Origin of the sequence: Desulfovibrio sp. TomC (genome assembly GCF_000801335.2) — a bacterium.
Taxonomy (GTDB): domain Bacteria; phylum Desulfobacterota; class Desulfovibrionia; order Desulfovibrionales; family Desulfovibrionaceae; genus Solidesulfovibrio.
The window spans coordinates 1-5506 of sequence record NZ_JSEH01000050.1; the positions used below are offsets into that span (position 1 = coordinate 1).

Below are 5506 nucleotides of genomic sequence, written 5' to 3' on the forward strand. Positions count from 1 at the left end.
CTGGGGGGTACCCCCCAGAGAGGCCCGCTTCGGGCCGTGGCTGCCTTTGGCTGTTTCGAAGGCGTTTCGCCTTCCCCTCGCGGCTGGTTGTTCGGCTTTAACTAAGTCCCCGAGCTGGTCAAGATCGCTGCCACGGCGGCCGATCTTGACCAGCATGTTTTCTTTTAGCTGCTTTCTTGCTTTTACGCGCTTCGATCATTTTAAAAATCAAATAGTTACAACGCTAAACAACGAGAGATTTACGGTTAAACAACGAGAGATTTACGGTTAAACAACGAGAGATTTACGGTATTAAACGAGCCTCTTGACGAAACTCGTTTTTTATCTCAACATATCTCTATGGACGACCCCAAAGCCGAACTCGTCGTAAAGTCGAATGCCCTGGTCAACGCAATGTTTGACCTCGGTTTGCAGGCCAACCGCTTTCTGGCCTTCACGATCTCACGCCTGGACCACTCGGCCGAGCCTAAGCCTGGGCATCCTGTGGACCTTGAAATCGATGTTCCAGGGTTCGCGGAAGCCTTCGATATTGATCTTAAAAACGCTTATCGCGAGGTTGAAAGCCTCGCTGACCAGTTGCAAAGGAAGATAATTCAATTCGAAAACACCCCAGGAGAACGCATCAAGGTCGGAATAATTACGCGCCAAAAATATTGTGAAGGGGAAGGGCGGGCCTGGATACGGTTTGACGAGGATCTTGTCCCTCATCTTCTTGGATTAAAAGAGCAATTCACTAAATATCGTATTCGTGACGTCTATCAATTTCAGCGGGCCGCTACTTGGCGTGTATATGAATTATTGCAGCAGTTTAAAGAGATAGGGAAAAGAGAATTTGACTTAGAAGAATTTAAAAGGAAACTTGGGGTACTTGGTCAGTACCCACGGATTACAGATTTGCAAAGATGGATATTACTGCCGGCTATAGACGAAATAAACAAAACATCTGACATAAAAGTAGCGTTTGAAAAAATCAAAAGGGGCCGTACAATAGTAGGGCTCCGCTTTTTCATCGTCTCGAATCAAGGCACCAAGACGCACCGTGAGAAAATCCGCGACAAGGTAGAGCAGGCATTCCCGCCGCAGCCGCCGAAGAACCCGACCTTTGCCCGTCGGCTCCTGGAGGAGTTCAAGGTCAGCCAGAAGCAGGCCGACCAGATGGGCCGCCTGTGGGAGGGCCGGGAGGATCAAGCCGAAAAGTTCCTGGCCAGGATCAAGCGGGATCACGAGGCAGGCAGGGTCAAAAGTCTTGGAGGACTGACCTTCAAAATCCTCAAGGACGAGGGACAAAAGGAATTTCTACCAGGGGTGTAGGAATTTTCCAAATGGCTGGTTAGCTCCCAAAAAGCCTTTTCCACCAGGACAGCCGAATTTGTCCCTTTGAAACACTTTCAGGGATCGGCACAGCCAGTTCTGTAGCTTGCACCCCTTCCGGCCCTCCTGGGGCCTCCTGGAGCGAATTTGAGGGGTATTCTCCCGGCAGCGCCACCCCGGCCCGGGTCAGCTGCTCCAAAAGCATATTTTGGCAATCAAGAAGAGCGTTTTGCCTCTCAAGAGCGGCCAGGATGCGCCGATTGACCTCCAGGGCCTCCGCTGACGACTTCGCCACCATCTTCACCACAGATTCTTCAATAATATCAAACTGTGGTGAAGTGGTGGCTGGTGAAGAAGATTTCACCACATCGCGGGAATGGCCGGCGCGGGCAAGAGCCGCCTCTATCTCAGCCCGGGGACGACGCTCCTTCATAGCCGCCACGATCATGCCCATGATCTCCACGGCCTCCCCCCGATAGCGAACCGGGAATCCTTCTGAGATTACAGGAAAAAACGCTTTAAATATCTTCACGTAGCGCCGGGCCGACGAGTCGGCCATACCTAGCGCCTCGCATATCTCAGCAAGAGTTACGGTAGGCTTCATGGACTACCCATCACTCATATTTTTCAATTAATCCAGTTTAATCCCTTGGCTACGTTTGACTTGTTGCTGCCTGTCCGGAAGCTGTTGACTTTTGGTCATACACGAAATACTTGTATTACAAAAGGAGAACAAACGCATGCTTACCATCCGACTTCCGGCCGAACTTGAGAGCCGGCTTAATATCCTGGCCGATACCACGAAGCGGCCGAAAAGCTTCTATGTGCGCGAAGCCCTTGAACGTAGCCTTGAGGATATCGAGGACGTTTACCTCGCGGAAGCGGCCTTGGAGCGGTTTCGGGCTAGTGGGAAAAAAGCCATTCCTTTAGAAGAACTGGAGCGCCGCCTTGAGCTGGAAGATTGAATTTACACCAGAAGCGGACAAAGCCCTTACGCATCTTGGTAGAGAGGCAGAGAAACGAGTTTTAAAGTTCATGCGCGAAAGGATTTCCAAATTAGAAGACCCACGAACCATAGGAGAACCCCTTAAAGGCTCTAGATTTTCTGGTCTATGGCGGTATCGTGCCGGAAATTATAGAATATTATGTGAGATTCAAGATGAAATGATTAGGATACTCGTTGTCTTAGTCGGTCATCGAAGTGATATATACAAATAATATTTTACAATTTAAGGCTTAATTACAATGGCTTCACGGCCATCCTTCACTGTCCCTGTGTGCTCCACTTTGACACCACGAGGAAGAATAACACCCCGTGTCCCGTCGCCGTACTTCACCAGTTCCAAACGCCAAGTCTTGGCTTGTAGCTCTTCCAATGTGCTCCGCTCATCCAACACTTGCTGCCGCAAGTCAGCTAATTCTTTTTTTTGGTTTAAAATCATATAATTAGTCACTGCCCAGCCGGTTCCCCCAATCACAATCGCCCCGGCTATCAAGGCGGCAGCAATGAAGAGCCCGGAATTACGCAGGGCGGTGCTGGCCGCCTTCGCTCCTGCCGACGCCTCTTGAAGACTGGCGGAAGCCCCTCTCGCGGATTCCGTGAGTATTTCCCGAATGATCGCTTTTACACTATCTTCAACCCGGGCGGGGAAGTTCCGCGCAGCATCTTCGGCGCTGCGCTGGATCTCCTTTGTGACCTTGGCCGCCTCTTCCATCACGGCCAGAGCGGTGAACGTCGTCTGTTCCAACTTCTGGTCATCCATGGGTTAATCCATTTCCATCCCTCGGTCGCGGTTTCCCCGCTCCCGGCTCCTGGCCTTTTTGATGCGCTCCAAAGCCGCTTCCTTCTCGGCTCGCTTCTGTGCTTCTTCGCGTTCCTTGACCAACCGTGCGGCTTCCCCCGCTCTCTCCCGCTCGCGTTCTTGTGTCAGTCTTTCTGCGGACTTTGCTCGGGCCTGGTTCTCTTTCCACGCAGCATAGCGTGCCTTCACGTCGAGGTCGGCCGCTTCTGCTCGCTTCCCAAAATCGTTGGCGCCTCTCTCACGCTCTTTGCTCTGTTCTCGATCAGGAGCGTTCAAAGCCCGGTCCGTCTGCTGGCCACGGCGCTGCATGGCCGTGGCGGATGGTCCCAAGTGTCGTGACGGTTCTCGGTTAAGCCCCTGCGCCTCAAGGGTCCGGTGATCCACCCGAGCTTCGTGGCCCGCCCTCTCAAGGGCACGGTTGGTCATCTCGGCCCAGGTCGCCCGCACAGCCTCCACCTGTTGCCGGGAAGAGGGTTTGCCCTGAGCACGAAGGGCCTTGTCTTCAAGCTCGATGTCGGCCTTTCCGGCGAGTTTCCCCCTCTCCAAGGTCCGAGTAGTCGTCAGGATGTGGGCATGATAATTCCGATCATCGCCTTCCCTGCTCGGCGCGTGAATCGCCACGTCCACGGCCACGCCGTACTGCTCTGCGAGATGGCAGGCGAACTCCCGGGCCAAGTCCCGGCGCTGCTCCGGCGTCAGTTCTGCCGGCAAAGCCACCTCGTATTCCCGCCCCACGCGGGCATCTTTTCGGCGTTCTGCCGCTTCGGCCAAATTCCAAAGCCGTTCACGGCTTATCTGACTGCCATCTGGCGTTATGATTTCGCTGGAAGCCACACCACGTTTACGCGTGAAGTCGTGAACCTCTCCTGTCCGCTCGTCTTCCAGGCAAACCCCGGCACGGTAGGCAGCGGCGGCTGTCACCGTCCGACCCTTTCCCCGACAAACTGGTTTCACGCTGCAATGGTAGCTCGCCATCTGAACCCCTTGGGAGAGCGCACAGGAGAGTTGCTTGCAACTCGTAAGTGCGCCCTTCGGGATTTAAACCGCCCGATGCCGATAGATCACAGGCTTGCGTAATCATGTCAATCTACGCTAGCGTCAAACACCCAAAAGGAGGGCGTTAACATGGGAGAAGTGACCGACAAGGCGCTTCAAAATCTGCTCAAGAAACGAGAGCAGCTTGAAGCCAAAATCCAGAAGCGGATGGCGATTCAAAACGAAAAAAATCGGAAGGAGGACACAAGGCGGAAAATCATCACAGGCGGGGTCTGTCTCAAGCTCATGCAGGAAGACGAGAACCTGAAAAATCGAATCCTAGCCAAGATCAAGAACACAACCAAGCCCCAGGAGTTCGAGCGCCTGTTTTTGGACTTGGAATGATCCTTTCAAAAGGCTTCAAAATGGCCTTAGAATCGAGTCATGATCTCTCCGGATAAAGATCCAAGCCGCCGCAGAAAATTGTATGGAGCATATTCAATGACATTTTTCTCTCTACTGAAAAATCTGTTTCTATTTTCTATGCCCTCGGCACCCACATCTGAGCAACAAGTCCAACTTGCTTCAGAATCTACTAAGATAAAAGCAAAACCACCAGCGCGTTCCAAGAATATAACTGCGGAACGCTTTCTCACCGTAATATCTCCTAATTTTTCTGGTGTTGCACACTATTCTTCAAATCGTAGATGGTGTGTAGGAACAAGCGACTCAGATGGTCATGGACGAGGCGGATTCCGGGAAAAAGGAAATGGAAAAGTCATATTAGTCGATCTGCATAATCAAAAAGTTGTTCATTTACTGAATATTTTCAATCGACCATTTGACGCAGCCGTAGCAGACAATGGTAATTACATGATTCATGATTCTTGTTTTGGTTCAGCCTTGCAAGGTGACATAATAATTATTCAACCTGATGCCGAAGAGCTATACCGGAGACATTACAAATCTAATATTTTTAATATTGGTTTATCCAATTGCGGAAAGTTTATTGCTGTTCAAACGGCAATAAATGAGTCGTCGCATGATGGTAACAAACTGGAACTGATTAATATAGTTGAAAACAAAATATTATTCTCTGTGTTGCCTGCCTCTGGTTGGGCTGATGGATATACCTTTGAAACCGATTACGATGGACAAATAACCTCATTAAGAATTGTCCACAGGAAACTTGGATCATTTAGATATATGCCATCAGGTGAATTTGCTGACTATGCGTTGCTGGAAGATGCCAAGCTTAGTAGCACTGATTATTCAATTAAATTATCATGTGCAAGGAATTTAATTGCAAATAATGCTGATATGGAGATAGCAAATAAAACACTCCAAGCTGCTGAGTCAGCTCTTCATGAAGGAGCACAAGAATGTCCAGATTGGTGTGCCGTAGCTTATCGTATAAA

8 protein-coding genes are annotated in these 5506 nt (G+C 50.6%); 5 read left to right on the forward strand and 3 right to left on the reverse strand.

Annotation, left to right across the window (positions count from 1 at the left end; all coding sequences use genetic code 11):
- Nucleotides 1-339: 339 nt before the first annotated feature.
- Nucleotides 340-1311 carry a replication initiation protein gene (locus NY78_RS21340; protein WP_043640920.1) on the forward strand — a complete coding sequence of 324 codons (972 nt, stop codon included), beginning with the start codon at nt 340-342 and terminating at the stop codon, nt 1309-1311.
- Nucleotides 1312-1330: 19 nt separating this feature from the next.
- On the opposite strand, the gene NY78_RS21345 is transcribed toward NY78_RS21340, so the two are convergent.
- Nucleotides 1331-1870, reverse strand: coding sequence for a hypothetical protein (locus NY78_RS21345; RefSeq protein WP_047960346.1), 540 nt, complete (start codon nt 1868-1870; stop codon nt 1331-1333).
- Between the two features lie 181 nt (nt 1871-2051).
- Between NY78_RS21345 and relB the strand changes: the two genes are divergently transcribed.
- Both relB and NY78_RS24330 read left to right on the forward strand, forming a co-directional pair.
- Nucleotides 2052-2276 carry a type II toxin-antitoxin system RelB family antitoxin gene (gene relB / locus NY78_RS21350; protein ID WP_043640926.1) on the forward strand — a complete coding sequence of 75 codons (225 nt, stop codon included), beginning with the start codon at nt 2052-2054 and terminating at the stop codon, nt 2274-2276.
- A complete protein-coding gene (locus NY78_RS24330; RefSeq protein WP_082140197.1) occupies nt 2260-2529 on the forward strand; it encodes a type II toxin-antitoxin system RelE family toxin in 270 nt (89 codons plus the stop codon). The genes relB and NY78_RS24330 overlap by 17 nt, the downstream gene beginning before the upstream one ends.
- A gap of 11 nt (nt 2530-2540) precedes the next feature.
- Here NY78_RS24330 and NY78_RS21355 read toward each other — a convergent pair whose 3' ends face one another.
- Together NY78_RS21355 and mobQ are read right to left on the reverse strand one after the other, a co-directional pair.
- A complete protein-coding gene (locus tag NY78_RS21355) occupies nt 2541-3074 on the reverse strand; it encodes a hypothetical protein (RefSeq protein WP_043640928.1) in 534 nt (177 codons plus the stop codon).
- Nucleotides 3075-3077: 3 nt separating this feature from the next.
- Nucleotides 3078-4088 carry a MobQ family relaxase gene (mobQ, locus tag NY78_RS21360; protein ID WP_043640931.1) on the reverse strand — a complete coding sequence of 337 codons (1011 nt, stop codon included), beginning with the start codon at nt 4086-4088 and terminating at the stop codon, nt 3078-3080.
- A 150-nt stretch (nt 4089-4238) separates the two neighbouring features.
- Between mobQ and NY78_RS21365 the strand changes: the two genes are divergently transcribed.
- Both NY78_RS21365 and NY78_RS25125 read left to right on the forward strand, forming a co-directional pair.
- Nucleotides 4239-4493 carry a hypothetical protein gene (locus tag NY78_RS21365; protein WP_043640933.1) on the forward strand — a complete coding sequence of 85 codons (255 nt, stop codon included), beginning with the start codon at nt 4239-4241 and terminating at the stop codon, nt 4491-4493.
- Between the two features lie 39 nt (nt 4494-4532).
- Nucleotides 4533-5506: hypothetical protein (locus NY78_RS25125; RefSeq protein WP_156181128.1), on the forward strand; the 974-nt coding region annotated here is incomplete at its 3' end.